At 60.7% G+C, this 26,299-nt stretch carries 24 protein-coding genes; 14 read left to right on the top strand and 10 right to left on the bottom strand.

Annotation, left to right across the window (positions count from 1 at the left end):
- Window positions 1–492: 492 nt before the first annotated feature.
- The 4 genes from CKW17_RS01480 to CKW17_RS01465 all read right to left on the bottom strand — a co-directional run bounded on the left by CKW17_RS01480 (window position 493) and on the right by CKW17_RS01465 (window position 5,489).
- Window positions 493–648 carry a DUF2474 family protein gene (locus CKW17_RS01480; protein ID WP_095118385.1) on the bottom strand — a complete coding sequence of 52 codons (156 nt, stop codon included), beginning with the start codon at window positions 646–648 and terminating at the stop codon, window positions 493–495.
- Window positions 635–1,651, bottom strand: coding sequence for a cytochrome d ubiquinol oxidase subunit II (gene cydB / locus CKW17_RS01475; protein WP_095118384.1), 1,017 nt, complete (start codon window positions 1,649–1,651; stop codon window positions 635–637). The genes CKW17_RS01480 and cydB overlap by 14 nt, the downstream gene beginning before the upstream one ends.
- A 3-nt stretch (window positions 1,652–1,654) precedes the next feature.
- The gene (locus tag CKW17_RS01470) at window positions 1,655–3,058 is read right to left on the bottom strand and encodes a cytochrome ubiquinol oxidase subunit I (protein ID WP_095119010.1); all 1,404 of its coding nucleotides are present in this window, start codon (window positions 3,056–3,058) and stop codon (window positions 1,655–1,657) included.
- Between the two features lie 106 nt (window positions 3,059–3,164).
- Window positions 3,165–5,489 (bottom strand): FdhF/YdeP family oxidoreductase, encoded by a 2,325-nt coding sequence (locus tag CKW17_RS01465; RefSeq protein WP_095118383.1) that lies wholly within the window; start codon window positions 5,487–5,489, stop codon window positions 3,165–3,167.
- Between the two features lie 354 nt (window positions 5,490–5,843).
- On the opposite strand from CKW17_RS01465, the gene moaA reads away from it, so the two are divergent.
- Both moaA and CKW17_RS01455 read left to right on the top strand, forming a co-directional pair.
- Window positions 5,844–6,842 carry a GTP 3',8-cyclase MoaA gene (moaA, locus tag CKW17_RS01460; RefSeq protein ID WP_095118382.1) on the top strand — a complete coding sequence of 333 codons (999 nt, stop codon included), beginning with the start codon at window positions 5,844–5,846 and terminating at the stop codon, window positions 6,840–6,842.
- A 36-nt stretch (window positions 6,843–6,878) separates the two neighbouring features.
- A complete protein-coding gene (locus tag CKW17_RS01455) occupies window positions 6,879–7,775 on the top strand; it encodes a bestrophin family protein (RefSeq protein WP_095118381.1) in 897 nt (298 codons plus the stop codon).
- A gap of 404 nt (window positions 7,776–8,179) precedes the next feature.
- Here CKW17_RS01455 and glp read toward each other — a convergent pair whose 3' ends face one another.
- Window positions 8,180–9,385: a gephyrin-like molybdotransferase Glp gene (gene glp, locus CKW17_RS01445; protein WP_095118380.1), complete on the bottom strand. Its 1,206-nt coding sequence runs from the start codon at window positions 9,383–9,385 to the stop codon at window positions 8,180–8,182.
- Complete coding sequence (moaB, locus tag CKW17_RS01440) at window positions 9,382–9,921, bottom strand: molybdenum cofactor biosynthesis protein B (protein ID WP_095118379.1); 540 nt, start codon at window positions 9,919–9,921, stop codon at window positions 9,382–9,384. Before moaB ends, glp begins: the two co-directional genes overlap by 4 nt.
- 289 nt (window positions 9,922–10,210) lie before the next feature.
- Here moaB and CKW17_RS01435 point away from each other — a divergent pair, with 289 nt between their 5' ends.
- The 8 genes from CKW17_RS01435 (at window position 10,211) to CKW17_RS01400 (ending at window position 18,228) form a co-directional block, all read left to right on the top strand.
- The gene (locus tag CKW17_RS01435; RefSeq protein WP_095118378.1) at window positions 10,211–11,110 is read left to right on the top strand and encodes a LysR family transcriptional regulator; all 900 of its coding nucleotides are present in this window, start codon (window positions 10,211–10,213) and stop codon (window positions 11,108–11,110) included.
- A gap of 216 nt (window positions 11,111–11,326) precedes the next feature.
- Window positions 11,327–12,172 (top strand): formate dehydrogenase accessory sulfurtransferase FdhD, encoded by an 846-nt coding sequence (fdhD, locus tag CKW17_RS01430; RefSeq protein ID WP_095118377.1) that lies wholly within the window; start codon window positions 11,327–11,329, stop codon window positions 12,170–12,172.
- On the top strand, window positions 12,169–12,654 hold the full coding sequence (gene moaC / locus CKW17_RS01425) for a cyclic pyranopterin monophosphate synthase MoaC (RefSeq protein WP_007918944.1): 486 nt from the start codon (window positions 12,169–12,171) through the stop codon (window positions 12,652–12,654). The genes fdhD and moaC overlap by 4 nt, the downstream gene beginning before the upstream one ends.
- Window positions 12,651–12,902: a MoaD/ThiS family protein gene (locus tag CKW17_RS01420; protein ID WP_095118376.1), complete on the top strand. Its 252-nt coding sequence runs from the start codon at window positions 12,651–12,653 to the stop codon at window positions 12,900–12,902. Before moaC ends, CKW17_RS01420 begins: the two co-directional genes overlap by 4 nt.
- Before the next feature lie 3 nt (window positions 12,903–12,905).
- Window positions 12,906–13,367, top strand: coding sequence for a molybdopterin synthase catalytic subunit MoaE (gene moaE, locus CKW17_RS01415; protein ID WP_095118375.1), 462 nt, complete (start codon window positions 12,906–12,908; stop codon window positions 13,365–13,367).
- Window positions 13,368–13,681: 314 nt separating this feature from the next.
- Entirely contained in the window at window positions 13,682–15,025 is a 1,344-nt protein-coding gene (gene chrA / locus CKW17_RS01410; protein WP_095118374.1) for a chromate efflux transporter, read from the top strand.
- A 408-nt stretch (window positions 15,026–15,433) separates the two neighbouring features.
- Window positions 15,434–16,798 (top strand): glutamine synthetase family protein, encoded by a 1,365-nt coding sequence (locus CKW17_RS01405; protein WP_095118373.1) that lies wholly within the window; start codon window positions 15,434–15,436, stop codon window positions 16,796–16,798.
- A 146-nt stretch (window positions 16,799–16,944) separates the two neighbouring features.
- Complete coding sequence (locus CKW17_RS01400) at window positions 16,945–18,228, top strand: FAD-binding oxidoreductase (protein ID WP_095118372.1); 1,284 nt, start codon at window positions 16,945–16,947, stop codon at window positions 18,226–18,228.
- A 174-nt stretch (window positions 18,229–18,402) separates the two neighbouring features.
- Here the strand turns inward: CKW17_RS01400 and CKW17_RS01390 are convergent, their stop codons facing one another.
- A complete protein-coding gene (locus CKW17_RS01390; protein WP_095118370.1) occupies window positions 18,403–19,188 on the bottom strand; it encodes a DeoR/GlpR family DNA-binding transcription regulator in 786 nt (261 codons plus the stop codon).
- Window positions 19,189–19,442: 254 nt separating this feature from the next.
- A complete protein-coding gene (locus CKW17_RS01380) occupies window positions 19,443–20,336 on the bottom strand; it encodes a LysR family transcriptional regulator (RefSeq protein ID WP_256586178.1) in 894 nt (297 codons plus the stop codon).
- Window positions 20,337–20,421: 85 nt separating this feature from the next.
- On the opposite strand from CKW17_RS01380, the gene CKW17_RS01375 reads away from it, so the two are divergent.
- On the top strand, window positions 20,422–21,198 hold the full coding sequence (locus tag CKW17_RS01375; protein WP_095118368.1) for an NAD(P)H-dependent oxidoreductase: 777 nt from the start codon (window positions 20,422–20,424) through the stop codon (window positions 21,196–21,198).
- Between the two features lie 65 nt (window positions 21,199–21,263).
- Here CKW17_RS01375 and CKW17_RS01370 read toward each other — a convergent pair whose 3' ends face one another.
- A complete protein-coding gene (locus tag CKW17_RS01370; protein ID WP_016982834.1) occupies window positions 21,264–21,782 on the bottom strand; it encodes a transporter suffix domain-containing protein in 519 nt (172 codons plus the stop codon).
- Window positions 21,783–21,903: 121 nt separating this feature from the next.
- Between CKW17_RS01370 and CKW17_RS01365 the strand changes: the two genes are divergently transcribed.
- The 3 genes from CKW17_RS01365 to CKW17_RS01355 are packed head-to-tail and all read left to right on the top strand — an operon-like array spanning window position 21,904 to window position 25,589.
- The gene (locus tag CKW17_RS01365) at window positions 21,904–23,457 is read left to right on the top strand and encodes an efflux transporter outer membrane subunit (protein ID WP_256586176.1); all 1,554 of its coding nucleotides are present in this window, start codon (window positions 21,904–21,906) and stop codon (window positions 23,455–23,457) included.
- Complete coding sequence (locus CKW17_RS01360) at window positions 23,450–24,574, top strand: HlyD family secretion protein (protein WP_095118367.1); 1,125 nt, start codon at window positions 23,450–23,452, stop codon at window positions 24,572–24,574. The genes CKW17_RS01365 and CKW17_RS01360 overlap by 8 nt, the downstream gene beginning before the upstream one ends.
- Window positions 24,564–25,589 carry a DUF2955 domain-containing protein gene (locus CKW17_RS01355; RefSeq protein WP_095118366.1) on the top strand — a complete coding sequence of 342 codons (1,026 nt, stop codon included), beginning with the start codon at window positions 24,564–24,566 and terminating at the stop codon, window positions 25,587–25,589. Before CKW17_RS01360 ends, CKW17_RS01355 begins: the two co-directional genes overlap by 11 nt.
- On the opposite strand, the gene CKW17_RS01350 is transcribed toward CKW17_RS01355, so the two are convergent.
- A complete protein-coding gene (locus CKW17_RS01350) occupies window positions 25,574–26,020 on the bottom strand; it encodes a YMGG-like glycine zipper-containing protein (RefSeq protein ID WP_095118365.1) in 447 nt (148 codons plus the stop codon). The two genes, CKW17_RS01355 and CKW17_RS01350, sit on opposite strands and share 16 nt — an antisense overlap.
- Between the last annotated feature and the right edge of the window lie 279 nt (window positions 26,021–26,299).

The following is a 26,299-nucleotide window of genomic DNA, read 5'->3' as shown; positions in this document are numbered from 1 at the left end:
GCGAGCAAGCTCGCTCCCACAGGGGATTGAGTTGATCAGTAAATCTTCGGCCGAACCGCGATCAAATGTGGGAGCGAGCCTGCTCGCGAAGAGGCCGTTACCTTCAACATCAACGTTGTCTGACCTGCCGCCTTCGCGAGCAGGCTCGCTCCCACAGGGGATTGGGTTGATCAGTAGATCTTCGGCCGAACCGAGATCAAATGTGGGAGCGAGCCTGCTCGCGAAGAGGCCGTTACATTCAACATCAACATTGTCTGACATGACGCCTTCGCGAGCAGGCTCGCTCCCACAGTGTTCGGCGGTGTTTACATATTCTCCAACCACCACAAATCCCTGTAGGAGTGAGCCTGCTCGCGATGGGGCCAGTACATTCAACATCAATGTTGTCTGACCTGACGCCATCGCGAGCAGGCGAAGGCCTACAGGGGGTAGTCAGTGACCTCAAGATCGGCGGCAATAAAAAACCGGAGCCAGGCTCCGGTTTTTTTGGGGTCAGTGGGTTCTCATCCCCGCGGCATACATCGCCAGTTTCAGCACACTGGCGACAACCGCCAGCGACACCACACTGCCCAGCCAGATCAACAACAGCCAGCCCAGACGCTTGTACCAGCGGCTGGATTTCACTTCTCGCGAATCAATGGTAGCCATCGCCAATCCTCACTTTGCCGCGGAATACGTAGTAGCTCCAGAAGGTGTACATCAGGATCACCGGCAGGATGAACAGTGCGCCGATCAGCGCGAACAACTGGCTCGACGGTGGTGACGCGGCGGCCCAGATGCTTACCGACGGCGGGATGATGTTCGGCCAGATGCTCAGCGCCAGGCCGATGTAACCGAGCAGCATCAGCACCAGGGTGAACACGAACGGCCAGTGCGTATGCCGCTGACGCAACGTGCGCAGCAGCCCGAACAGCGCCAGCAACGCCAACACCACCAACCCGGCGAACACCTGCAGATGCCCGTGCGTCGACCAACGCACTGCCAGCTCGGGATGCAGTTGCAGGGTCCACACGCCAATCACCAGCACCATCGCCATCAACAGCAAGGCCAGCGGCCGGGTGAACAGACGCATCCGCGACTCAAGCATGCCTTCGGTCTTGACCAGCAACCACGTGCTGCCAAGCAACGCGTATGCAATCACCAGACCCACGCCACACACCAGCGGAAACGGCGCCAACCAGTCCAGACCGCCACCGGCAAACTGCCGATCGACCACCGGAATCCCGGACACATACGCGCCGATCACCACGCCTTGGAAGAACGTCGCCAGCAGCGAACCACCGATAAACGCCTTGTCCCACCAATGGCGTTTTTGCGGCGACGACTTGAAGCGAAACTCGAACGCCACGCCGCGGAAAATCAAACCGCAAAGCATGAAGATCAGCGGCAGATACAACGCCTCGAGAATCACCCCGTACGCCAGCGGAAACGCGCCATACAACGCCGCGCCACCGAGCACCAGCCACGTCTCGTTACCGTCCCAGACCGGGGCGACGGTGTTCATCATCACATCGCGTTCCTGCTCGTCCGGAATCAGCGGAAACAGAATCCCCAGGCCCAGATCGAAGCCGTCCATGATCACATACATCATCACCCCGAAGGCGATGATCACTCCCCAGATCAACGAGAGATCGATACCTTGAATACCCATGACTCAATGCTCCTTCATAGGGGCGATAGCCGCCGAAATCGGTCGACGCGGCGTCTGCAATTCATCGCCCGCAGGCGGATGTTCGTGGTGCGGCTGCGGGCCTTTTTTCACCAGTTTCATCATGTAGCCGATGCCCACGCTGAACACGGTGAAATAGATCACCACGAACAGCGCCAGCGACGTGCTCATCTGCGCCACCGAGTGATGCGACGCCGCGTCATGGGTGCGCAACAAACCATAAACCACCCACGGCTGACGCCCGACTTCCGTGGTAATCCAACCGGCCAGCAGCGCAATCAAGCCGCTCGGCCCCATCAGCAACACCAGACGCTGGAAGCCGCGATGCTGATAAAGCTTGCCGCCCCGGCGCAACGCCAGCCCCAGCAAACCGACGAGGATCATCAACATCCCCAACCCGGCCATGACGCGGAAGCTCCAGAAAATCACGGTCGAATTCGGCCGGTCTTCTTTAGGGAAGCTCTTCAGCGCCGGGATCTGCTTGTCGAGGCTGTGAGTGAGGATCAGGCTGCCGAGATAGGGAATCTCCAGCGCATACTTGGTCTTCTCCGCGTCCATGTCCGGGATGCCGAACAGCACCAGCGGCGTCGGGCCGTTGTCGGCGTTCTCCCAGTGGCCTTCGATGGCGGCGATTTTTGCCGGTTGATGTTCCAGCGTGTTCAAGCCATGGGCGTCACCGACCACCGCTTGAATCGGCGCAACGATCAGGGCCATCCACAACGCCATGGAAAACATCTTGCGCACCGGCGCCGTGTTATTGCCGCGCAGCAAATGCCAGGCAGCCGACGCACCGACGAAGAACGACGTCGCCACAAAAGCGGCAATCGCCATGTGCGCCAAACGGAACGGGAATGACGGGTTGAACACGATCGCCAGCCAGTCCAGCGGCATCACTCGCCCGTCAACGATTTCGAAGCCCTGCGGCGTCTGCATCCAGCTGTTGGACGCGAGAATCCAGAAGGTCGAAATCAACGTACCGATCGCGACCATCACCGTGGCGAAGAAGTGCAGGCCACGGCCAACCCGGTTCCAGCCGAACAGCATGACCCCGAGGAACCCGGCCTCAAGGAAGAACGCGGTCAGCACTTCATAGGTCAGCAACGGCCCGGTGATGCTCCCGGCAAAATCCGAGAAGCCGCTCCAGTTGGTGCCGAACTGATACGCCATGACCAGTCCCGAAACCACGCCCATGCCAAAATTGACCGCGAAAATCTTCGACCAGAAATGGTAGAGATCGCGGTACGTGTCGTTGCGGGTTTTCAGCCAAAGGCCTTCGAGTACCGCGAGGAAACTCGCCAGGCCGATGGTGATCGCCGGGAAAATAATGTGGAACGAAACCGTAAACGCGAATTGAATGCGCGCCAGGTCCAGTGCCTCCAGATTGAACATGATGATGTCCTCATCCAGGCTGAAAAGCGGCAGCACAAACCCGGGCCACCGCCAGGCGCGAACGCCTGCAGCCAGTCAAATTGCTATGGTTTTTATAGGTTGCGGATTACGCCACCGACGACGGAATCAGGTTGCTGACCTTCGCGGCTTCGAGGCGGATCGCCACGAATTTGGAAGTCGGCGTGTAGGTTCGGTCGCCGTAACTTTCCAGCGGCACCAGCGGATTGGTTTCCGGGTAGTACGCCGCTGCCTGCCCTGCCGGAATGTCGTAGGCGATCAAAGTAAAACCGCTGACCCGACGTTCACGTTCGTCGTCCCACAGCGCTACCAGATCAACCTTCTGCCCCGGCTCGAAACCCAGGCGCTGGATGTCCTGCTCGTTGGCGAAGATCACATCGCGCATGCCGTAAACACCGCGATAACGGTCATCGAGGCCATACAGCGTGGTGTTGTACTGATCGTGGGAACGCATGGTTTGCAGAATCAGATGCGGTTTCACCGGGAGATTGCGCACACCTTCGCTGATCAAGTGCTCGGGCAGCACGCACGGGGTGAACTGGGCCTTGCCGCTGGCGGTGTTCCAGACCCGATCCGAAGCGTCGTTACCGAGGTGGAAGCCACCCGGAATCAGCAGTTTTTCATTGAAGTTTTCGAAGCCCGGAATCACATCGGCAATCAGGTTGCGGATGCGCCCGTAGTCCCCCACCACCCACTCCCAATCGATCGGATGCTTGCCCAACGTCGCGGCGGCGATCCCGGCAATGATCGCCGGCTCGGATTTCAACTGCGCCGACTTCGGCTTCAACTGACCGAACGACAAATGCACCATGCTGAACGTGTCTTCGACGGTTACGCCTTGCGGGCCTTCAGCCTGGATATCGATGTCGGTACGCCCGAGGCACGGCAGAATCAGCGCGTCGCGACCGGTGACCAAATGGCTGCGGTTGAGCTTGGTCGCGATATGCACGGTCAGATCGAGTTTGCGCATCGCGGCGTGGGTGCGCGGGGTGTCCGGCGTGGCTTGGGCAAAGTTGCCGCCCAGACCGATGAACACCTTGGCTTCGCCACGTTCCATGGCGCCGATCGCCATCACCGTGTTGTGCCCGTGCATGCGCGGCACGTCGAAGTTGAAGCGTTTTTCCAGCGCGTCCATCAAGTCTTTCGGCGCCAGCTCGTTGATGCCCATGGTGCGGTCGCCCTGCACGTTACTGTGGCCGCGCACCGGCGACAGCCCCGCGCCCGGACGGCCGACGTTGCCGCGCAGCAGTTGCAGGTTGATGACTTCCTGCAGGGTCGCCACCGAGTGCACGTGTTGGGTCAGGCCCATGGCCCAGCACATGATCACGCTTTTGGCGCGGCCATACATGCGCGCGGCCAGTTCGATGTCATGCAACGGCACGCCGGACTGCTCGAGAATGTGCTCCCAACTTGTCGCCTCGACTTCAGCCAGATAGCTGTCGAGCCCTGTGGTGTGCTCGGCAATGAACGCATGATCGAACACCGGTTCGCCGCCCGTTGCCTGCGCTTCGCGTTCCCACTGCAGGAGGAATTTGACCATGCCGCGAATCATTGCCATGTCACCACCCAGCGCCGGGCGGAAGTACGCAGTGTTGGTCGCTTCCCAGCCGTTGCTGAGCATTTCCAGCGGGTTCTGCGGGTTCTGGAAACGCTCCAGGCCACGCTCTTTCAGCGGATTGATGCACACCACTTGGGCGCCACGTTTCACCGCTTCACGCAGCGGTTCGAGCATGCGCGGGTGGTTGGTGCCGGGGTTCTGGCCGATGACGAAAATCGCGTCGGCGTGATGCAGATCTTCGTAAACGACAGTGCCTTTACCGACGCCGAGGGTCTCGATCATGCTCACCGCACTGGCTTCATGGCACATGTTCGAGCAGTCGGGGAAGTTGTTGGTGCCGAACGCGCGGACGAACAATTGATAGAGAAACGCCGCTTCATTGCTCGCACGGCCGGAGGTGTAGAACTCGGCCTCGTGCGGCGATTTGAGGTTTTTCAGGTGATCAGCGATCAGCGCGAACGCATCTTCCCAGCTGATTTCCACATAGCGGTCGACCCGCGCGTCATAGCGCATCGGGTGGGTCAGACGGCCCTGATACTCCAGCCAGTAGTCGCTCTGCTCGGCCAGGCTCGACACTGTGTACTTGTTGAAGAACGCCGGGTCGACCAAGCGCCCGGTCGCTTCCCAGTTCACCGCTTTCGCGCCGTTCTCGCAGAACTTCAACATGCTCGCGCCCGGCGCTTCGCCCCAGGCGCAACCCGGGCAGTCGAAGCCGCCGTTCTGGTTGGTCTTGAGCATGGCCCGAATGTTTTTCAGGGCGTTTTCACTGCCCAGCCAGCTCTTGGTCAGGCTGATGACAGCGCCCCAACCGGCAGCGGCGCCTTTGTAGGGTTTGTAACGGTCGACTTGTGACATGGGACTCTCCATGACGATGCACACAGGCATGAACCTGATTCGGTTAAACAGCGACGGCCGACTTTCAAGGTTGCAAAGTGGTCGTTGGGTTTGCCGGGGCAAGGATATGAACCGTTACAAAACATTGTCTAATCGCTATTAATGACTGCCTTATCGAAAGCATCTATCACGGATTAAAACCCTTTACTTACAGGGCCTTGCGAAACTAACGAAGCAACTTTTTGCGCAAAATAACTCATCATCGACGGAATCAATCAGCTGTTCATTAACAGTGATTGGACGGCACTTGAAGTTAGCCATAACCTGCGCTGACCAAACTCCTTCAACCGGGGTTTTCATTCCTGCGAGGCTGTCATGTCAGAGCGTGTCTTGATCGATGGTTACAACCGCCGCGTCGACTATCTGCGCATGTCGGTGACCGACCGCTGCGACTTCCGCTGCGTCTATTGCATGGCCGAAGACATGCAGTTTCTGCCACGGCAAAAAATCCTCACGCTGGAAGAGATCTATCAACTGGCACAGAGCTTTGTGGCGCTCGGCACGCGCAAGATTCGCCTCACCGGGGGCGAGCCGCTGATCCGTCCGGGCGTGGTCAAGTTGTGCGAGCAGATCGCCGCCCTGCCCGGGCTACGCGAACTGTGCATGACCACCAACGGCTCACAACTGGGCAAACTCGCCGCGCCGCTGTTCGACGCCGGGGTCAAACGCCTGAACATCAGCCTCGACAGCCTCGATCCGCAGCGCTTCAAACAAATGACCCGCACCGGCGATCTGGCGCAAGTGATCAAAGGCATCGATGCCGCGCGCAAGGCCGGTTTTACTCGCACTAAACTCAACGTCGTGGTGATGCAGGGCCGTAATGATCAAGAGATCAATGATCTGGTCAGCTTCGCCATTGATCGTCAGCTCGACGTCTCTTTCATCGAAGAGATGCCGCTGGGGATCATCAGTGAACACAGCCGCGCCGAGTCGTTTTTCTCCAGCGCGCAAGTGCGGGAAAAGATTGCCGAACGCTACACCTTGATCGACTCGGCGGAATCGACGCAAGGCCCGTCGCGCTACTGGCGGCTGGCCGAGGCGCCGGAGATTCGCCTGGGGTTTATCTCGCCGCACAGCCACAACTTTTGTGGCACCTGCAACCGCGTGCGGCTCACCGTCGAAGGGCGCCTGCTACTGTGTCTGGGTAACGAGCATTCGGTGGATCTGAAAGCGGTGCTGCGTGCGCATCCGGGGCAACCGCAGCGGCTGGAGAAAGCTATCGTCGAGGCGATGAAACTCAAGCCGTATCGACATAATTTCGAAGTGAACGATGATGTTCAGGTCGTGCGCTTCATGAACATGACCGGCGGCTGATCCCGCCAGTTTCATCGGTTATCGGAACCGCACAGCATGATCATCAGACCCAAGGTCAACCAGTTCGCCATTCTCTTCACCCTCAAGGGTTCGATTGCCAAGCGCATCGCCCTGCGCACGTTGATGGTCACCCTGCTGGCTTCGGCCATCGTGCTGGTGGAAATCCTTCATCCGAGCAACTTCACCAAGGTCAACGCCACGCCGTTTACGTTGTTGGGTTTGTCGCTGTCGATCTTCATGAATTTTCGCAACAACGCCTGTTATGACCGTTGGTATGAAGCGCGCAAGGCTTGGGGCGAAGTGATCGTGCACATTCGCTCGGTGATTCGCGAAACCCATGTGATTCGCGAGTCCGCCGAGCGTAAACCGTTGCTGCTCAATCTTTGTGGTTTTGCTCATGCGTTGAACGCGCGGTTGCGTAAAGAAAGCGAGGCCGATGCGAGCAGCCAATGGATCACGCCGAAACCTGATCCAGATACGCCGGATTACAGCGGGCGCATTCTGCAAACGATCGGCCAGCAGTGTTCCGATCTGCATCAGAGCGGTGAGCTGACTGAGTGGCGCTACATGTTGCTGGCCAATCACCTGACCAGCCTGACCCAGGCGCAAGCCGTGTGCGAACGGATCAAAACCACGCCCCTGCCGTTTCCTTACACACTGCTGTTGCACCGGACGATTTATCTGTTCTGCATCCTGTTGCCGTTTGCCATGGCAGAGCCGCTGGGCTGGCTGACGCCGCTGTTCACGGCGATTGTCAGCTACACGTTCTTTGGCCTGGATGCGATTGCCGATGAGCTGGAAGACCCGTTCGGCCGCGACGAAAACGACCTGCCGACCGATGCGCTGGTGCGCACCATCGAGCGCGACATCCTCGCCGAACTGGGCGCCGAAGTGCCGCCGGCGCTGAAGCCGGTGGACTATGTGCTGAGCTGATCCGTAGCTCTCCAGACACCCCGAAACCCTGTGGGAGCGAGCCTGCTCGCGAAGGGGCCCTGTCAGCCAACATCGATGTTGACTGACACTCCGCATTCGCGAGCAGGCTCGCTCCCACAGGGTTCGCGTACACCGCGGATATTGATGACCACCACAAAACCACTGTAGGAGTGAGCCTGCTCGCGATGGCGGCGGCCCAGTCAACATCTTCGTCGACTGACCCTCCGTCATCGCGAGCAGGCTCACTCCTACAGGTTTTGCATTCACACCCGGATATTGATGAGCGCCAAATCCATTGTGGGAGCGAGCCTGCTCGCGAAGGGGCCCTATCAGCCAAAATCAATGTTGACTGACACTTCGCCTTCGCGAGCAGGCTCGTTCCCACTGTTTGATTGGTGTTGAGGTCAGAACAGTTCGTTGAACGGAATAAAGCGCAGCGGGTCGCCGAGGTTGTGCGTGCTGTGCTCGGGGATTTCCACCAGGCCATCGGCCCAGGTGGCGCCGAGCAGGACGCCGGAGCTTTGATTGGGATAAAGCACTGCGTGCCCTGCTTCCAGCTTCACCCGCAGGTATTCACGACGGCTGCCCGCCTTGTGCCAATCGAAACCCGCGTTGACCGTAAAACTCAATGGCATGACATCTTCCACACCTTGAATGCGCAGCAAATACGGCCGCGCCAACAATCCGAACGTCACCAGCGCCGACGTCGGATTGCCCGGCAAACCAATCACCGGCACCGTGCCGAAATGGCCCACGGTCAGCGGTTTGCCAGGCTTGATCGCCAGTTTCCACAACAACGGTTTACCGCTGTCACGCAGCACTTGCCCGAGGCAATCGGCATCACCGGCAGATACGCCACCCGTGGTCAGAATCAGATCAGCGCTCACTTGCAGCTGCTCAAGCTTAAGCCGCGTCTGCGCTGGTCGATCCGGGAGGATCCCGGCGTCGATCACTTCGCAGCCCAACTCCCGCAACCAGTGGCCGAGCAACACGCGGTTGCTGTTGTAAATGCTGCCGGGACGCAACGGCTGGCCCGGCTCGACCAATTCGTCACCGGTCGACAGCAGCGCCACCCGCGGGCGACGCACCACGTGCAGTTGCGCCAGCCCTTGCCCGGCGGCGACTGCCAGTTCGAACGGTCCAAGGCGTTTGCCGGCGCGCAGCAGGATGTCGCCGACGCGATTTTCCTGACCTTGCGCGCGGATGTTCTGCCCCGCCTTCAGCGGCTGCAAGAAGCGCACGCGACCGTCCTCCAGCACTTCGACGTTCTCCTGCATCTCGACGCAGGTGGCGCCGGGCGGCAGCGGTGCGCCGGTAAAGATCCGTGCGCAGGTGCCGGGCAGCAACGTGTCCGGTGCCTGCCCGGCGTAAACCTTTTGCGAGACCTTCAACGGCTGTCGGTGCAGATCGGCGAGATTGAGCGCGTAACCGTCCATGGCGCTGTTCGGCCACGGCGGCAAGTCGAGTGTCGCCACCAGATCACTGGCCAACACCCGTCCACGCGCATCGTCGAGCGCCAGCAGTTCGCTGTCGGCCAGACGTTGCTCATTGGCCATGCCGAGCAACTGGTCGAGGGCATCCTCGACCGGCATCAGCGGTGTCTTGCTCATCCGCGTGGCCCGCAGGCTTGCGCGGCTTTCAGGTGCGGGACGAAGTTGCACGGGCGATGACGGTTATCGAGTTGCTCGGCAAGAATGCCTTCCCACGCCGTGCGGCAAGCGCCAGTCGAACCCGGCAGGCAGCACACCAGCGTGCCGTTCGACAACCCGGCCAGCGCGCGGCTTTGCACGGTGGACGTACCGATATCCAAAATCGAAATCGCCCGGAACAACTCGCCGAAGCCGTCAATCTGCTTATCAAACAAGCAAGCCACCGCTTCCGGCGTGCTGTCGCGACCGGTGAAACCCGTGCCGCCAGTGATCAGCACCACCTGAATGCCTTCGTCGGCGATCCAGTTCGCTACCTGAGCGCGGATCTTGTACAGATCGTCCTTCAGCAAGTTGCGCTCGCTCAGCGTATGACCAGCCTCCAGCAACCGACTGACCAGCAACTGGCCGGACGTATCGCTGGCGTAATCGCGCGTATCGCTGACCGTCAGCACGGCAATATTCAGGGGGACAAACAGGGCATCGGCTTTGGCGCTCATGGCAGTTCTCCGGCAGCAGTCAATCAACATTGCCGAGCAGCCTAAGTGCCACTTATCAGTACTGTCTAATCACTCTGGCCAACCACATTATCGACCCGCTCTATCGGTGCTTTTCACCTCGCCAGACGCCAGCAGAATCGGGCCTGATAGAGCTGATCGATTGGCCCTTAAACAGTTCCGATTGGACGAATATCCGTCCAGATGAGATCGTCGCACCCTGCACTTTTCGTGCGCCTTGCGCATCTGCGTCAATACTCAATCAAAAATTTCCCATCGAGCAGGTGCCATCGTGGACATCAAACAACTCAAGTTCCTGATCGCGCTGGACGAAACCCGACACTTCGGCCAGGCCGCCGCACGCTGCCACATCACCCAGCCGACGCTGTCGATGCGCCTGCGCAATCTCGAAGACGAGCTGGATCTGGTGCTGGTCAACCGTGGCCAGCGCTTTGAAGGTTTCACCCAGGCTGGCGAGCGTGTGCTGGCCTGGGCGCGCACCTTGCTGGCAGCTCACGACGGTCTGTTCGCCGAAGCGGCGGCGTGTCGCGGGCAACTGGTCGGTAGTTTGCGTCTGGGTCTGGTGCCGCTAAGCAGCTTCAACCCGGTCAATTACATTCAGGGTTTGTCCGCCACTTATCCGGAGTTGAAATTCAGCCTGTCGTCGCTCAGCTCCGACGAGATCATCGCCGGTCTGGGCAACAACCAACTGGACTTGGGCGTGTGCTACCTCGATCACGTCAACCCGAACTATTTCGAGTTTTTCGAGATTGGTGAAACCCGTGTCGGCCTGCTCTACGACAACCGCCACTTTCATTTCGAAGGCTCGGAAATGAGCTGGGAAGACGCCGCCGAGCTACCGCTGGGGATGATCACCGCCGGCATGCATTACCGTAAATCCATCGATTTGAGCTTCCGCAGCCGTGGCCTCAGCCCGCAGCCGATCATGGAAAGCGATTCGACCTATCAGCTGTTGCAGGCGATTCACCAAGGCTTCTGCTGCGCGATCATGCCGCTGGACAGTGGCCTGGAAGAGCCGATCGAGCACCTGTCGTTCATGCAATTGCCGGATGCCAGCGTGCTCGCGCCATTGGGGCTGGTGATGCGCAAGACCGAACCGCGGTCGGCGATTGCCGAGAAGTGTTTTGCCGAGGCGCGGAAGTTGTTTGGGGTAGAAGTTCCCGCTGAATAATTGATGTTGGATGTCAGACCGCCTTCGCGAGCAAGCTCGCTCCCACAATTGAAATGCATTCCCCTGTGGGAGCGAGCTTGCTCGCGAAGAGGCCCGAACAGTCGATACAAATCCTGATTGATCGACCAAAACAATCACCACATCGGAACAAGCGATTGGACGCATTTTTAACGCCCCCGTAGCCTGAACACTCTTCAGCGCCTCGGGACTTTCAAGATGCTCTGCCAAGTCGAAACCATCACAGAATCCACCAGCGAACCCAACGCTCCCGCCCCGCAACCGGCGCAGGTGGCGTTTCGCGAATACCTGCCCGACGCCGCCATCTCCCACGCCGCGCTGGCCGCGGAAATCGCCCTCGCCATCACCTACAACGGCCTGAGCCAGGCAGTGATGATGGTCTCGCCCGGCAACCTCGAAGACTTCATCCGTGGCTTCAGCCTGAGCAACGCGATCATCGACAGCGTCGACGAGATCTACGATATCCGCCTCACGCATTTCGATCAGGCCTGTCAGGCCGATGTGCAGATTTCCAGCCGGGCGTTCTGGGCCTTGAAGGATCATCGTCGGCAAATGACCGGCACCAGCGGCTGCGGTATCTGCGGCGTCGAAGCGCTGGAGCAGGCGCTGCCGCAACTGCAAATTCTGCAACCGTCGGCACTGCCGCCAGCAGAGCATTTCGACGGCATTCGCCAACGCATCGAACAGTCCCAGCAACTGGCGCGCAGCAGCGGCGCCCTGCACGCCGCGCTGTACTTCGGCGCCGACGGTGAAGCGCTGCTGTGCCGCGAAGACATCGGCCGCCACAACGCCCTCGACAAGCTGATCGGCGCGATGCAGATCGACGCCATCGATGCGGCTGAAGGCTTCGTCGTGGTCACCAGCCGTTGCAGCCTCGAACTGATCCACAAAGCCGTGCGCGCACGCCTCGGCACCCTCGTCAGTCTGTCCGCGCCTACCGCGTTGACCGTGCGTTGGGCGCTCAAGCATCGACTCAATCTGATCCATGTGCCGCACCGCAACGCCCCACGAATTTACAGCCCGATCCAGGAGATTTCCGCATGAGCCACACCCTCACCCACCTCGACGATCAGGGCCGCGCCAACATGGTCGACGTCAGCGACAAAGCTGCGACCCGCCGCGAAGCCAGTGCGCAAGCCTGGGTGCAGATGCGCCCGCAAACCCTGCAGATGATTCAGGCCAACGGTCATCCGAAAGGTGATGTCTTCGCGGTGGCGCGGATCGCCGGCATCCAGGCCGCCAAACGTACCCACGAGCTGATCCCGCTGTGTCATGCGTTGCTGCTCAGTTCGATTCACGTCGAACTCACGGCCTGCGAACCGGATCGCGTGCAGATCACCAGCACTTGCCGGCTCACCGGCCAGACCGGCGTCGAACTCGAAGCGTTGACCGCCGCCAGCGTTGCTGCGCTGACCATTTACGACATGTGCAAAGCGGTGGACCGGGCGATGGTTATTGGCGATATCCGTCTGCTCAGCAAACAGGGCGGACGCTCGGGGCACTTTCAATGGGAGGACGCGCAATGATCCTGATCAACTACTTCGCCAGCTACCGTGACCGGTTGAATCTGGGCGGTGAAAAGATTCCGCTGACTGAGGTTTTGGGCAGCGTGGAAGACGTGCGGCAAATGCTCATGCAGCGCGGCGATCTGTGGCGTGAAGTGCTCGGCGCCGGCAACCTGATGTGCGCGGTGAATCAGGAGCTGTGTCAGCCGAGTCAGGTGATTGAGGATTTTGATGAAATCGCGTTTTTTCCGCCTGTGACCGGGGGTTGATCGATGGCTATTCGAGTCCAGCACAAAAGCTTTGATGTCGGCGAACTGACTGCTGATCTGCACGCGCGCAATCCACGGGTGGGCGCGGTGGTGAATTTCATTGGTTATGTGCGTGATCTGAATATTGGTCAGAGTGTGAGTGAACTGTTTCTTGAGCACTATCCGGGCATGACCGAAAAAGCCCTCGAGCAGATCGCCGAGGAGGCCCGCGAGCGCTGGCCGCTGTTGGGGGTGGAGATTGTGCATCGGGTCGGCGCGTTGGCGGTGAGTGAGCCGATCGTGTTTGTCGGGGTCAGCAGCAAGCATCGGCACATGGCGTTCGAGGCCTGCGCGTTCATCATGGACGTGCTCAAGACCCGCGCGCCGTTCTGGAAGCGTGAGACCACGGCGCAGGGTGCGCATTGGGTCGAGGCGCGGGAGAGTGATCAAAATGCGGCGTTGCGCTGGAGTCTGGCGCATGCCTGAAAAGCAAAAGCCCCTCACCCTAGCCCTCTCCCCGAGGGAGAGGGGACTGATTGGGGGATATTGCAGAAGTACGCCGACGTGAAGGAGTTGTGGTGAATCCATAATCGATGGGATCTTTCCGGTCATGGAGAACGGCAGACACCTCGATCAGCCCCTTCGGGTGACCATCAAATCCATAATCGACTCAATCCTTCAGGTCGATGGATAACGCAAGACAACTCGGTCGGCCCCCTCTCCCTCTGGGAGAGGGCTGGGGTGAGGGTTGAAAGTCTGATTAGATAGCCACTCCGCCAGTATTCAGCCCGGAGTCTCGCTTGAGCACAGCGCCGAACAACCTGCCCCGCCCCGATCCCGTCACCCTGCGCCAGGCCTGGCGCTTCTGGCTGAAACTCGGCTGCATCGGTTTCGGCGGGCCGGCCGGGCAGATCGCGATCATGCATCAGGAGCTGGTCGAGCGCCGGCGCTGGATCTCTGAAAAGCGTTTTCTGCACGCGCTCAACTACTGCATGTTGCTGCCCGGCCCCGAAGCTCAGCAATTGGCGACTTACATCGGCTGGCTGCTGCATCGCACTTGGGGCGGTGTCATCGCCGGTGCGCTGTTTGTGTTGCCGTCGTTGTTCATTCTGATTGGCTTGTCGTGGCTGTACGTCGCTTTCGGTGATGTACCTGCGGTGGCCGGGGTGTTTTACGGGATCAAACCGGCGATCACCGCGATAGTGCTGCACGCCGCGCATCGCATCGGCTCGCGTGCTTTGAAGAATGCTTGGCTGTGGGCGATTGCCGGGGCGTCGTTCGTGGCGATTTTCGCCTTCAACGTGCCCTTCCCTTTGATTGTTCTCGGGGCCGCGCTGATCGGCTACCTGGGTGGACGTTTCGCCCCGCAGCGGTTCAGCAACGGTGGTGCGCGCAACAGCGAAAAATCCTTCGGTCCGGCGTTGATCGACGACGATACGCCGGCGCCGGAACACGCCCGTTTCAGCCTGCCGAAGCTGCTGCGCCTGGGGTTGATCGGCGCAGTGCTCTGGTGTTTACCGATGGCGTTGTTGACAGCATTGTTCGGCTGGGACGGCACCTTCACGCAAATGGCCTGGTTCTTCACCAAAGCCGCGCTGCTTACCTTTGGTGGCGCTTACGCGGTGCTGCCTTACGTCTATCAGGGCGCCGTCGGGCATTACGCCTGGTTGACGCCAACACAGATGATCGACGGCCTCGCCCTCGGCGAAACCACCCCCGGCCCGCTGATCATGGTGGTGGCGTTTGTCGGTTTCGTCGGTGCCTACATGCAACCGACGTTCGGCCCCGAACATGCGTTTACCGCCGGCGCGCTGGCAGCAACCCTGGTGACCTGGTTCACCTTCCTGCCCTCGTTTCTGTTCATTCTGGCCGGCGGGCCATTGGTGGAATCGACGCACAACGAACTGAAGTTCACCGCACCGCTGACGGCAATCACCGCTGCCGTGGTCGGGGTGATTGTGAATCTGGCGTGTTTTTTCGCCTATCACGTAATGTGGCCGAACGGTTTTACCGGGGCGCTGGATCTGTTTTCGCTGATGTTGGCGGTTGCAGCGGCGCTGGCGCTGTTCGTTTTCAAGCGCGGTGTGATCAGTGTGTTGATCGTTTGCGCCCTCGCCGGGCTGGGCTTTCACCTGATGCGCTGAACCCTGGCCTGCGAATCTCCCGTTTACACGCCCGCGAATTCCCCCTTACTATCCGGGCACACCGGTCGGCGGGTCAGCCCGCCACCGACGTTTTCCGCCAACGGAAACACGCGTTATGAGTACGTCACCACAACAACGAAAATCGTTGAACGTCTCTACTCTGCGCGCCCTATCTCACAGGGGCGGCGTATGAATCGTATCGTCAATCTCCCCATGGCCCTGCGCCGTTCCAAGCTGCGTCACTCCGCACGCCCGCCGGATATCGCCCGGTCTGTCTGATCGCGTCCGTTAAAGAACCGCGACAGCCCCCTGCTTCTTGATATCCCTGCCAGGACAGCCACGCCTATTGCTGCGTCGTGTCCGGCCCGAATCTGCGCGCCTATGCGGCGCCATCGTGAGTGATTGATTATGAAATTCGCAGCCATCGAAGACGCACGCCTGTTCCTTGAACAGAACCCCGATATCGACATGGTCGAACTGTTCATCCTCGACGCCAACGGCGTGCCGCGCGGCAAGCTGTTGCACCGCGAAGAACTGCTCGCTGTGTACGAAAGCGGCCGGCCGCTGCCGAGCACTATTCTCGGTCTGACCGTGCAGGGTGAAGACGTCGAGAACTCCGGTCTGGTCTGGGACGTCGGCGATATCGACTGCCGCGCCTACCCGCTGGAAGGCAGCCTGGTGCGCCTGCCATGGCGGCAGATTCCGACCGCCGCCGTGCAGGTGAGCATGCACCCGACCGAGGGCATGCCGGCGAGCATCGCTGACCCACGCCACCTGCTGATCAAGGTCATCGACGACCTCAAGGCCGAGGGTTATCACCCAGTGATGGCCTGCGAACTGGAGTTCTATCTGCTCGACGCCAAACGCGACCACAACGGCCGCCCACAACCGGCGCTGGACGCTGACGGTGGTCGACCGCGACACACTCAGGTGTACGGTTTGCGTGAGCTGGAACAGATCGAACCGTTCCTCGCCGACCTCTACGGCGCCTGCAAACTGCACGGCATTCCGGCGCGCACGGCGATTTCCGAATACGCGCCGGGCCAGGTGGAAATCACCCTTGAACACGGTGATGCGCTGGAGGCGATGGACCAGGCCGTGCGTTACAAACGGCTGGTCAAAGCCATCGCCCACAAGCACGGCATGCAGGCGACCTTCATGGCCAAGCCGTTCGATGATCTGGCCGGCACCGGCATGCACATGCATGTCAGTCTGGCCGATGGCGCGGGACACAATCTGTTTGCCTCCGAAGACCCGGCCGGCACGCCGCTGCTGCGCACGGCGATTGGCGGCATGCTCGCATCCTTGCTCGATTCGCTGCTGCTGTTCTGCCCTAACGCCAACTCGTATCGACGCTTTCAGGCCAACAGCTATGCACCGCTGGCGCCGACCTGGGGCGTCGACAACCGCACCGTCAGCCTGCGCGTCCCGGGCGGCCCGGCCAACACCCGGCACATCGAACACCGCATCTGCGGCGCCGATGCCAACCCGTATCTGGCAGCGGCGGCGATCCTTGCCGGGATTCATCGCGGCATTCGTGAAGACCTTGATCCGGGTGCGCCGGTTGAAGGCAATGGTTATGCGCAGGCGAAGGAGTTACTGCCGACCGATTGGCTGACCTCGCTGCAGGCGCTGGAGAATTCGGTGTGGGCACGGGATTCCTTGGGGCAGGAATTTCTCGGGGTGTATCTGGCGGTGAAACGTGCCGAGTACCGGCAGTTCATGGCTGAGGTGGGTGAGCAGGATTGGCGTTGGTATCTCACCGAGGCCTGAAGACTCACCACTACCCCCTGTAGGAGTGAGCCTGCTCGCGATGAGGCCATGTCAGTCAAATCATCTGTGAATGACACACCGCTATCGCGAGCAGGCTCACTCCTACAGGGACCGCGTACAACCGAAGAATTTGTGTGGACACTGACATGACCGAACGCTGCAATTCCTACTACACCGCGACCCTAAACCAGGACACCAACTACCCGACCCTGCAAGGCCGGCACACTGTCGACGTGGTGATCATCGGCGGCGGTTTCACCGGCGTTGCCACCGCTGTCGAACTCGCCGAAAAAGGCCTGAGAGTCGCCATCGTCGAAAGCCACAAGATCGGCTGGGGCGCCACCGGGCGCAACGGCGGACAAGTCACCGGCAGCCTCTCCGGCGACGGCGCGATGCGCAAACAGATGCGCCCGAAACTCGGCGATGAGGTCGATGATTTCATCTGGCACCTGCGCTGGCGCGGGCATGAAATCATCCAGCAACGCGTCGAGAAGTACGGCATTCAATGCGACCTCAAACACGGCCACTTACACGCCGCGTACAAGCCCAGTCACATGACCGATCTGCGCAACGATTACGAAGAAGCCGTGCGCCGCGGACTGGGTGATAAGGTCAGCCTGCTGGACCGCAGTCAGGTGCGTGATCTGCTGCAAAGCGACCTCTACCACGGCGCAATCAAGAATACCCGCAACATGCATCTACACCCGCTCAACCTGTGCATCGGCGAGGCCCTAGCGGCGGAAAGCCTGGGCGCATTGATCTTCGAAAACAGCGAAGTGCTGGAGATCATTCACGGCGCTACGCCCGGTGTGCGCACGGCTCACGGGCAGATCGATGCCAATCAGGTGATGCTCGCCGGCGACGTCTACCACAAGCTCGAACCGGGGCAGCTCAAGGGCAAGATTTTCCCGGCCATGGGCGGCATCGTCACCACCGCGCCGCTGGGCGATCTGGCAAAACAGATCAACCCCGAAGACCTCGCGGTGTACGACTGCCGCTTCGTCCTCGACTACTACCGCCTCACCGCCGACGGCCGCCTGTTGTTCGGCGGCGGTGCCAACTACAGCGGCAAGGATTCACGGGACATCGCCGCCGAACTGCGCCCGTGCATTGAGCAGACCTTTCCGGCGCTCAAAGGTGTGCAGATCGATTACCAGTGGAGCTGCGCGATGGGCATCGTCATCAACCGCATTCCGCAACTGGGCAAGCTCTCGGACAACGTCTGGTATTGCCAGGGCTATTCGGGCCACGGCATCGCGACGACACACATCATGGGCGAAATCATGAGTCGGGCGATCACCGGGCAGATGGAGCAGTTCGATACGTTTGCCCAGTGCCAGCACATTCGCGTGCCGATGGGGGATTTGTTGGGCAATCCATTGTTGGCGGCGGGGATGTGGTATTACCAGATGCTTGAGCGACTTCGCTGACACACCCTCCAGTTGTAGGAGCTGCCGAAGGCTGCGATCTTTTGATCTTGTTTTTAAAAATCAAAATCAAAAGATCGCAGCCTTCGGCAGCTCCTACAGGGTCATCGATTCACTGAAGATCCATTGTGGGAGCGAGCCTGCTCGCGATGAGGCCATCAAACACACCACAAAACCTCAATCCGGCAACTGCTCCACCACAATCCCCAACCGCCGATAATCCTCGACACTCCCCGACGCCACATGCCGCTCGGTAATCAGCGTATGCAGGCGCGAACACGGCGCCACCACAAACGGTTCCACCGCTCCCAACTTGTCCGCCGAAGTCACCGCAATCACCCGCCCGGCGCCATCAAGCATCGCCTGCTTCACCGGCACTTCATCGAAATGCAGCGAGGTGATCCCCACCTCCGGATGAATCGCACAGACCCCGGTAATCGCCAGATCCGCCCTGATCCCTGCGAGCAAACGCAGCGCCTCATGCCCACCCGCCGCCATCGTCCGTGGATTCAGCTGGCCGCCAGCGAGAATCACTTTCACTGCCTTGAATTCGGACAAGGCAATCGCCGTCATCGGCGAAGCGGTCACCGCCGTGATGCTGATATCAGCACGCAACGAGCGCGCCACTTGTAGCGTAGTCGAGCCGGAATCGAACAGCACAATCTGCCCGTCCTCAATCTCCTGCGCCGCTCTTTGCGCCAAACGGATCTTGACCTCATCCGTCTCGTCCAGCCGCGTGAAGTAATCCTTTCCGGAATCCTTCGGACGCGGCAAAGCCCCGCCGTGCACGCGCTGCACCAGCCCGGCATTGTCCAGTTCGGACAGGTCACGGCGAATCGTGTCCTCGGACACCGCGAAGTGTTGGCTCAACTCGGACGCCATGACTTTGCCGTCGCGTTCGAGCAGTAAAAGGATTTTCTGCCGGCGCAGGGATGGCAGTTCAGCCGCGGAGTGATCGTGCATGGTTATGCCTGTTTATGCTTGTAGTTGCAGGTTTTGCGAGAGTAGCGAAAGCCCCGAACAAACACAAACCGACGGGGTATCGATTGTTTCGATCTCTGGAATCAATAAGGCGAATTTTTCCTTTGCTTTCAACCTGTTCAGAATGACCCCACTCTAAAAGGCTCAGGATGAACACCTCATGAATCTCAATTTTGCATTTGCGTGCATGATCGTCGTGTCGTTTGCGATTGCCTTGGGCCACGCCTGACAACGTCTCAGACCGACGCCAGCAAATGCTCGCGCAGCCATTTGTGCGCCGGATCGCGGTGCGAGCGTTCGCCCCAGAACATCGCCATTTCGTAACCGGGCACCTCCAGCGGCGCGTCGACCACTTGCAATGCCGGGCTGCCACGCACCAGGCGTGACGGCAGCATCGCCACCAGATCGGTGCTGGCCAACACCGACATAGCCATCAGAAAGTGCGGCACCGACAGCACCACTTTGCGCATCAGCCCGATATCGGCCAGCGCCCGGTCAGTCACCCCGAAAAAGCCCCCACCCGCGCGCGACACCATCACGTGCTCCAGCGCGCAGAATTCTGTGCGCGTGGGTGCAGACTTTAATCCCGGATGCCCGACTCGACCGGCCAGCACATAACGCTCGGTAAACAACGGTCGTCGGTGCAACTCCGGCGGCGCGTCTTCGCTAATGTGCAGCGCAAGATCGAACACGCCCTGCTCAGCCTGTTTGACCAAATGCGCCGGCGTCAGATCGATCACCGCCAGCCGCGTGCCCGGCGCCTGTTCGCGCAAACCGCGCAGGGCCGGCAGCACCACCGTCGACTCGCCGTAATCGGTCGCGGCGATTTTCCAGGTGTGCGTGGCCTGCGCCGGGTCGAACGCACTGGCCGGCGCCACCGCCCGCTCCAACGCTTCCAGTGCCTCGCGCAACGGCTCACGCAACTCATCGGCGCGCGCCGTCGGGCGCATGCCGCGCGGCCCGGGCAACAGCAGCGGATCGCCGAAGATGTCGCGCAGCTTGGCCAAATGCACACTCACCGAAGGCTGCGACAGATTCAACCGTTGGGCCGCGCGGGTGACGTTGTGCTCCGACAGCAACACATCGAGGGTCAACAGAAGATTGATATCCAGCCGTCTTAAATTATTCATGGCTATACCAGACATATCAGACATTCATTTCCAATATACCGGTTGAACGCCGATCCTGCTGTCACTCAGCCAACGGAGTTTCAACATGAACGTATTACTGGTTTACGCCCACCCGGAACCAACATCCCTCAACGGCGCGCTGCGCGACTTTACCGTCCAGCGCCTGCAAGCCGCCGGCCACAACGTGCAGGTCTCCGATCTCTATGCGATGAACTGGAAAGCCACCCTTGACGCCGATGACGCCCCGCAACGCGATGCGACGAAGCCGTTTCACGCCTCCCTCGACTCGAAGGTCGCCTACGCCGAAGGCACTCAATCCGCCGACATCGCTGGCGAACAGGAAAAACTGCTGTGGGCTGATGCACTGATCCTGCAGTTTCCACTCTGGTGGTTCACCATGCCGGCGATTCTCAAAGGCTGGGTCGATCGCGTGTATGCCTACGGCTTTGCCTACGGCGTCGGCGAGCACTCCGACAGCCGCTGGGGCGAGCGTTATGGCGAAGGCAAAATGAAAGGCAAACGGGCGATGTTGATGGTCACCACCGGTGGCTGGGAGTCGCATTACGCCCCGCGCGGGATCAACGGGCCAATCGATGATCTGCTGTTTCCGATCCAGCATGGCGTTCTCTACTACCCTGGTTTTGACGTGCTGCCGCCCTTCCTGACCTATCGTGTCAGCCGGATGGATGAAGCGCGGTTCACCGAGACGACCGAGGCGTTGGGCCAGCGTCTGGACGAGTTATGGAGTACACGGCCAATTGCATTTCGGCAGCAGAACGCGGGGGAGTACGACATTCCTGCGTTGACCCTCAAGGATCACGTTGCGCCGGATCTAGTGGGCTTTGCCGCGCACATCCGCTGACCTCACGCCTACCTTGTGGTGAGGGGTTTTATCCCCCCCGCCACAATGGCTCTAGCAATCAACGTTCAAACGGACACCACCTTCGCCGTACGCACAAAAAGTGCATGGGCCTTGTCCCAGAAATTGCCGCCCAGCACAAAGAAGCTGCCGATGAACATCAGATCCCCGAGCATCTGCATCTGCCACAGATTGGGCCGCAACCCCGGCCAGAAATTATCGAAATACGGTTCCAGAAACGACGACAGCAACGGCAGGCAAAACATCACTACGCCCACCCGATGCCGCAGCGGCGAGACTTCGGCGACAGGCGTCGGAAGCATCCCCGAGACATGTCGGCCAATGGTGCGTTTGAGCTCGGCAAACCCGGCCTTGCCCATCACTGCGATGACCACCAGCAACAGCACCTTGTTACTGATAAAGAGCACGCCGGTCAGCGCCGCCACTTTCGAACCGGGCACGTCGAGGGCGGCGGCCAGTGGCACCATCAGCCACGAGCCCAGCATCAGGCAAATGATCGCCACGCCAACCTTGAAGCGCCAGGTGGCAGCGGGGGTCGGTGTCAGCGGATCTTGGACAGTTTCCATGGTTTTATACCTGTTTGGGTGGGGTGCAGACGCCTGAAAAGCGTAGCAGCAGATTCACCTGAACAACTTGCAATTCGCCGTCTATGCTCCACTGATATTTGCGGGTCAGGGACATAACGCAATGCCTTCAACAACAGCCCTGCTGACGCGGCCCGGTTACCTGTTGTTGCTTGGCGCCTTGAGTGTCAGCAGCTGCGTACGCCTGGGACCGGACTTTCAGGCGCCGGGCGAAGCGTGGAGCAAGCAGTGGAACAGCGCGGCACTGGAGCAGGCCAGCGAACGCGCTGCCCAACCGGATCTGCGCCAGTGGTGGCAGGTATTTGCCGACCCGATACTCGACCGCCTGATCGCCGCCGCCGATGCACATAACAGCAGCCTGAAAATCGCCGGCCTGCGGGTACTCGAAGCCCGCGCCCAACTGGGCGTCGCCGAAAGCGGTCGCTACCCGCAGCTGCAACAGGTCGGGGTCGACAGCCTGTATGTCGACCGTCATCAGTCGGGCGGCAGCAATCCACAGGATCTGCACTTCTGGCAGCACAGCGCCGCGTTCGATGTCGGTTGGGAGCTGGATTTCTGGGGCCGCTTCAGCCGCGCCATCGAATCCTCGGACGCCAGCTATTTCGCCGCACAGGCCAACTACGAGGACGCCCTCGTACTCCTGCGCGCGCAAGTCGCCGACACCTATTTCTCCCTGCGCACCACCGAGGCACGACTGCGCGTTGCCCAGGAAAACGCCGTGCAGCAAAAACGCAATTTCGAGATCACCGAAAAACTCTTCAACAGCGGCCAGAGCGCCGAGCTCGACCTGCAGCAGGCAAAGACCCAATACCTCGGCACGCTGAGCAGCATTCCGGCCTTCGAGGATCAACTGTTGCGCACGCGCAACGCTCTGGCGGTGCTGGTTGGCCAGCCGCCCGGTGGCGCAGCATTGCTGGCCGAGCAAACCGGGCTGATCCCGTTGACCGATCGCGCCGTACTGCAGGACGTTCCGGCCAACCTGCTGCTGCGCCGCCCGGACGTGCGTGCGGCGGAACTGAATGTCGCCGCGCAATCGGCGCTGGTCGGGGTCGCCGAAACCGATCTGTACCCGTCGCTGACCTTACTCGGCAGCATCGTCTGGTCGAGCGATACCCTCGGCGCCACTCCGCGCAGCTTCGACCTGATCGGCGGCCCGAGCCTGCGCTGGAACATCTTCGATTACGGGCGCATCCGCAACAACGTGCGGGTCCAGGACGCGCGTTTGCAGCAACTGATCGAGGCCTACCGCGATAAGGTTCGCCAGGCCGCACGCGAGGCTGACGATGCCGCCAGCGGCCTGAGTAAAGCGTTGGAGCGCGAACGCATTCTGCGTGAAGCCGAAGGTGCGGCGCGGCGCTCGCTGGTGCTCGCCAACACGCAATACCGCGAAGGCTATTCGGACTTTCAGCGGGTACTCGATGCGCAACGCGCACTGCTGGAATTGCAGGACAACTATCTGGTCAGCCGCAGCAACGCCGTGAGCAACCTGATCGCGCTGTACAAAGCCCTTGGTGGCGGTTGGCAAAGCAATGCCCCGCAGGTCGATGAGCCGACCCGGCAACAGATGCAACAGCGCACTGATTGGGGCGGCCTGCTCAACGCGCCGCCCGCCCAACCGGCGTATCCCCTCCCATCGCAGGTAACCCGTCATGACTGAAGCCGCGCCACCCGCCCCGGCCCCCGCGCCTGCCCAGCCCGATCCGGCAAAAAAAGGCATCCGCTGGGTGCTGTTGCTGATCGTACTGAGCCTGGCCTGGTATCTGCTCGCCGACCGCTACACGCCCTACACCCAGCAGGCGCGGGTCAGCGCTTTCGTGATTCCGGTCGCTGCCGAAGTCGCCGGTCGGGTGATCCGCGTCAACGTGCGCAACAATCAGGACGTAAAGGCGGGTGACATCCTCTTCGAACTCGATCCGCAGCCGCTGCAAATCGCTGTAGATCGCGCCAAAGCCGATCTGGAATCAACCCGTCGGCAAGTCGGCGCCAGCACCGCCGGTATCGCCTCGGCGCAGGCTTCGTTGCGTGCCGCGCAAGCCAACGAACTCAAGGCGCGGCAGGACAATCAACGTCTTGAGGGCCTGTACAAACAGGATCCCGGCACCGTCTCCGTACGCTTGCTGGAAGTGTCTCGGGCCAACCGCGAACAAGCCGTCGCCCAAGTCGCCGCCGCCCGTGCCGAGGTGCAACGCGCCCAGGAACAGGAAGGTGGCAACACCGAGACCAACGCGCAATTGCGCAGCGCCGCTTCGGCACTGGCCAAGGCCGAACTGGACCTGGCCAACACCCGCATCGGTGCGCGTTCGGCCGGATTGATCACTGACCTGCGCACCGACGTCGGCCTGTTCACTGCAGCCGGCAGCCCGGTGATGACCTTGATTGCCATCCACGACGTATGGATCAGCGCCGACCTCACCGAAAACAACCTTGGCCGTGTGCAACCCGGAACGCCGGTGGCCATCGTCCTCGACGCGTTGCCCGGCGCAGTACTTGATGGGCGGGTGCGCAGCGTCGGTTATGGCGTCAGCGTCGGCCAGACACCCGCGCCGGGCACCCTGCCAAGCATTCAGAACAGCCGCGACTGGTTACGGCCGGCGCAGCGTTTCCCGGTGATCATCGAGTTCACGCCAGAGGCGAAGAAACGCCTGATCGACAGTCGCGCGATCCGTGCCGGCGGCCAGGCTGAAGTCATGGCCTTTCCCACCGAGGGCAATCCGCTCAATCCGTTGGGCCGTTTGTTTGTCGGCTTGATGAGCTGGCTGTCGTATGCCTACTGAACGCAGCGTCCCAGCGCAACGGGCCTTGCGCCTGGCGTTCGGCACGGCGCTGTGCACCGCCGCCAGTTATGCGCTGGCGCTGCCGCTGGCGTTTATCTCGCCGGTGTTGGCGGTGCTGCTGCTGGCCAGCCTGCCCCGACCGTTACCGCTGAAAGGCGCGATCGTGTTGGCGCTGGTCGCCGCGTTGACCACCAGCATCGGCCTGCTGCTGATGCCGCTGCTGCGTTACTACCCGGTGAGCGGCGTGCTGTTGATTGGCGTCGGTTTGTTTCTGGTGTTCCGCTTTGGTTTGCGCGGCGGCAACCCGCTGATCGTGACCTTTCTGGTGATCGGCATGACCATGATCTCCGCCGCCGGGTTCGCTGAATTCGATCTGGCGATAGCGGTGATTGGTGCGTTGGTCAAAGGCCTGTTGCTGGCAGTCGCGGTGGTTGGCGTCAGCCACGCATTATTCCCGGAACCGGCAAACAGCCCCGTCCCACCCAAGCCGCCCGCCATGCCCGCCGACGAGGTACCGCGCGTGGCCCTGCGCGCCACGCTGATCGTGCTGCCGACCTTTTTGCTGGCCCTGAGCGACCCGGCCAGCTACATGCCGATCATCCTCAAAGCCGTCAGCCTCGGCCAACAAAGCTCCACGACAAACACTCATCACGCGGGGCGCGAACTGGTCGGTTCGACCCTGCTCGCCGGCGTATTGGCGGTGCTGGTGTGGTGCGGATTAAGCCTTTTCGTGCACTTGTGGATGTTCTTCCTGTGGATGTTGCTGATCGGGCTATGGCTGGCGCGCAAACTCTATCGCCTCAGCCCGACGCAATTCAGCCCGGGGTTCTGGCTCAACACCCTGATAACAATGATCATCCTGCTCGGCCAATCGGTGCAGGACAGCGCGGCAGGCAAAGACGTCTACACAGCATTTGCCGTGCGCATGGCCCTGTTTATCCTGGTAACGCTTTACGGCGTTTTGATGATGCACCTGCTCCACGGGCACAGAACTCGCCGTCAAGGCGTGACCTGATAGCCGCGTCCTTGCAAACACCCGGTGTAGGCACTGGAACTGGCCGCTGCATCGGTTTTGCTCTGCGCGCGCCGCTCTTGCCGCTGTCGAGAGCCACCGACTACCGCACCGGCCGCGGCGGTTTGCTGCGCACGGTTCTGTCGGTAATCCTGCTTGCGATCATCGTCGACGCGGTCGTAAACCTCGTCGTGTTGACGACCGCGGACTTCAGAACCTGCGGCTCCGGCGGCGGCACCGACAGCGGCGCCCTTGAGACGGCCGCCGGTTTGCGGTGTGGACGTCGTTGAAGTCGAGGCGATGGAGTGGCAGTCGTTGATGTCGATCTGGGTTTGCTGGGAGGTCTGACCTTTGAGCGGGACGATGGATTCGGCGCTGGCTTGAGTGATGTACAGGGCAGCGATCATCAGCGCGATGGGCGTTAGGCGATTCATCGTTACCTCCGGCGGGGCCTGGGGTTGGCGGTGTTGCGGGGTAATGAGGGAGTGTAGTTCATGGTGTTGAATCAAGCGCCCCCCTCACCCTAGCCCTCTCCCGGGGGAGAGGGAACTGATTGCGGGATATTCAAGTAGTACGCCGACGTGAAATTCCTTGTAGTGAATCCATAATCAATAAGGTCGTTCAGGTCGATGCATCGCGCAAAACACCACGGTCGGCTCCCTCTCCCTCCGGGAGAGGGCTGGGGTGAGGGGGATCGATTGAGCTGACACAAT

It is taken from the genome of Pseudomonas sp. Irchel s3f10, from assembly GCF_900187515.1.
Taxonomy (GTDB): domain Bacteria; phylum Pseudomonadota; class Gammaproteobacteria; order Pseudomonadales; family Pseudomonadaceae; genus Aquipseudomonas; species Aquipseudomonas tensinigenes.
This window is presented reverse-complemented; position numbering and strand designations above follow the sequence as displayed.

Excerpts from the sequence above, each read along its gene's own strand:
- CKW17_RS01480 (WP_095118385.1), bottom strand. The coding sequence starts at position 648 with ATGGCTACCATTGATTCGCGAGAAGTGAAATCCAGCCGCTGGTACAAG.
- cydB (WP_095118384.1), bottom strand. The coding sequence starts at position 1,651 with ATGGGTATTCAAGGTATCGATCTCTCGTTGATCTGGGGAGTGATCATC.
- CKW17_RS01470 (WP_095119010.1), bottom strand. The coding sequence starts at position 3,058 with ATGTTCAATCTGGAGGCACTGGACCTGGCGCGCATTCAATTCGCGTTT.
- CKW17_RS01465 (WP_095118383.1), bottom strand. The coding sequence starts at position 5,489 with ATGTCACAAGTCGACCGTTACAAACCCTACAAAGGCGCCGCTGCCGGT.
- moaA (WP_095118382.1), top strand. The coding sequence starts at position 5,844 with ATGTCAGAGCGTGTCTTGATCGATGGTTACAACCGCCGCGTCGACTAT.
- CKW17_RS01455 (WP_095118381.1), top strand. The coding sequence starts at position 6,879 with ATGATCATCAGACCCAAGGTCAACCAGTTCGCCATTCTCTTCACCCTC.
- glp (WP_095118380.1), bottom strand. The coding sequence starts at position 9,385 with ATGAGCAAGACACCGCTGATGCCGGTCGAGGATGCCCTCGACCAGTTG.
- moaB (WP_095118379.1), bottom strand. The coding sequence starts at position 9,921 with ATGAGCGCCAAAGCCGATGCCCTGTTTGTCCCCCTGAATATTGCCGTG.
- fdhD (WP_095118377.1), top strand. The coding sequence starts at position 11,327 with ATGCTCTGCCAAGTCGAAACCATCACAGAATCCACCAGCGAACCCAAC.
- moaC (WP_007918944.1), top strand. The coding sequence starts at position 12,169 with ATGAGCCACACCCTCACCCACCTCGACGATCAGGGCCGCGCCAACATG.
- CKW17_RS01420 (WP_095118376.1), top strand. The coding sequence starts at position 12,651 with ATGATCCTGATCAACTACTTCGCCAGCTACCGTGACCGGTTGAATCTG.
- moaE (WP_095118375.1), top strand. The coding sequence starts at position 12,906 with ATGGCTATTCGAGTCCAGCACAAAAGCTTTGATGTCGGCGAACTGACT.
- CKW17_RS01405 (WP_095118373.1), top strand. The coding sequence starts at position 15,434 with ATGAAATTCGCAGCCATCGAAGACGCACGCCTGTTCCTTGAACAGAAC.
- CKW17_RS01400 (WP_095118372.1), top strand. The coding sequence starts at position 16,945 with ATGACCGAACGCTGCAATTCCTACTACACCGCGACCCTAAACCAGGAC.
- CKW17_RS01390 (WP_095118370.1), bottom strand. The coding sequence starts at position 19,188 with ATGCACGATCACTCCGCGGCTGAACTGCCATCCCTGCGCCGGCAGAAA.
- CKW17_RS01380 (WP_256586178.1), bottom strand. The coding sequence starts at position 20,336 with ATGAATAATTTAAGACGGCTGGATATCAATCTTCTGTTGACCCTCGAT.
- CKW17_RS01375 (WP_095118368.1), top strand. The coding sequence starts at position 20,422 with ATGAACGTATTACTGGTTTACGCCCACCCGGAACCAACATCCCTCAAC.
- CKW17_RS01370 (WP_016982834.1), bottom strand. The coding sequence starts at position 21,782 with ATGGAAACTGTCCAAGATCCGCTGACACCGACCCCCGCTGCCACCTGG.
- CKW17_RS01365 (WP_256586176.1), top strand. The coding sequence starts at position 21,904 with ATGCCTTCAACAACAGCCCTGCTGACGCGGCCCGGTTACCTGTTGTTG.
- CKW17_RS01360 (WP_095118367.1), top strand. The coding sequence starts at position 23,450 with ATGACTGAAGCCGCGCCACCCGCCCCGGCCCCCGCGCCTGCCCAGCCC.
- CKW17_RS01355 (WP_095118366.1), top strand. The coding sequence starts at position 24,564 with ATGCCTACTGAACGCAGCGTCCCAGCGCAACGGGCCTTGCGCCTGGCG.
- CKW17_RS01350 (WP_095118365.1), bottom strand. The coding sequence starts at position 26,020 with ATGAATCGCCTAACGCCCATCGCGCTGATGATCGCTGCCCTGTACATC.